This is a genomic window from Streptomyces sp. NPDC051976 (assembly GCF_040680795.1).
GTDB lineage: Bacteria > Actinomycetota > Actinomycetes > Streptomycetales > Streptomycetaceae > Actinacidiphila.
In genome coordinates this window covers 1-1452 of record NZ_JBFAXL010000156.1, presented here as the reverse complement: position 1 = coordinate 1452, position 1452 = coordinate 1, and the positions used below count along the sequence as shown (strand labels likewise).

1 protein-coding gene is annotated in these 1452 nt (G+C 67.6%); it reads right to left on the bottom strand.

The window, feature by feature from the left end; genetic code table 11:
• Window positions 1-115 precede the first annotated feature (115 nt).
• Window positions 116-1381, bottom strand: coding sequence for an IS701 family transposase (locus tag AB0M29_RS45190; protein WP_365393689.1), 1266 nt, complete (start codon window positions 1379-1381; stop codon window positions 116-118).
• Window positions 1382-1452 lie beyond the last annotated feature (71 nt).

Below are 1452 nucleotides of genomic sequence, written 5' to 3'. Positions count from 1 at the left end.
CTAGTAGTGCTTGGTCAGGTTGGTATCGGGGTGGGTATGTCTTGGTGGCAGGTGGGGCAGGCGCCGGCCCAGAGTGCGAGGAGGGTCTGCAGCTCGCGGACGATTTGGTAGAGGCTCAGGCTGGCGCTGGGTCTTTTGGGGTCAGTGCCAGTCGTTGCAGGGTGCAGAAGGCGTGGGCGACTGAGACGAGGGTGACGTGGTGGTGCCAGCCGCCCCAGGTGCGGCCCTCGAAGTGGGCCAGGCCGAGTGCCTGTTTCATCTCGCGGTAGTCGTGCTCGATGCGCCAGCGCAGTTTGGCGAGCCGGACCAGCGTGGTCAGGGGTGTGTCGGCGGGCAGGTCCGACAGCCAGAACTGCACAGGCTCTGGTTCGCCGGTGGGCCACTCAGCCAGGAGCCAGCACTCGGGCAGTGCGGGGCCGTCGGTGGCCTGCCGGATTTCGCGTCCGGCAGGCCGGATCCGCAAGGCCACGAACCGGGAGTACATCCGTTTGCGCCCGGACCGGCCGGTGCCAGGCCGGGAGCCCTCCCGCCACTGCACTGGTCGTGCGGCTCTGGGGCCTGCTGCGATGACGAGTTGCTTCACCGGCTGGGCGGGGTCGGGGTATGACGGCACCGGTGGGCGCCCGGTCCCGCCATACGGCGGTGTCACAGGGACTGCCTGGCCGGGCTGTGCGGTCATAGTGGTGGAGATGCCCACCACGTAGTTCAGGCCGCGGGCGTTCAGGCCCAAGCGGAACGCGGCGGCATCGCCGTATCCGGCGTCCGCGATGGCCAGCGGCACCTCGATCCCCCAGGAGCGGGTCTCATCGATCATGTCCAGGGCCAGTTGCCACTTCTCCACATGCCCGATGTCGTCGGGGATACCGCACCGCTGTCGGCGGGGGGTCTTGTCGGGATCGGCCTTGGGAGATGCCGGGTCCCAGGCCGGAGGCAGGAACAGGCGCCAGTTCACCGCCGCCGAGGCGTGATCGCAGGCCAGGTGCAACGAGACGCCGACCTGGCAGTTGGTGACCTTGCCCGCGGTGCCGGTGTACTGCCGCGACACACACGCCGAGGCGTGGCCGTCCTTGAGGAATCCGGTGTCGTCGAAGATCAATGCCTTCGGACGGATCTCGGATTCCATCCGCCAGGCCAGCCGGGCACGGACGTGCGCAGGATCCCACGGACTGGTGGTGATGAAGTTGGCCAGCGCCTGGCGGTTGCCGTCCACCCCGAGTCGGGCAGCCATCGGCTCGACCGATTTACGTTTCCCATCCGTCAGCAGCCCTCGAAGGTAGACCTGCCCCCACCGACGCTGATCGTTGCGCGCGAACGGCTCGAACACCTCCGCCGCAAACGCCTCCAACTCCACACGCACTGCGACGAGTTCCTCCGGGGTCACACACCTTCAACGCGACACCGAGCCCGAAGGACACGCAACATCACAACCAACCTGACCAAGCACTACTAGGG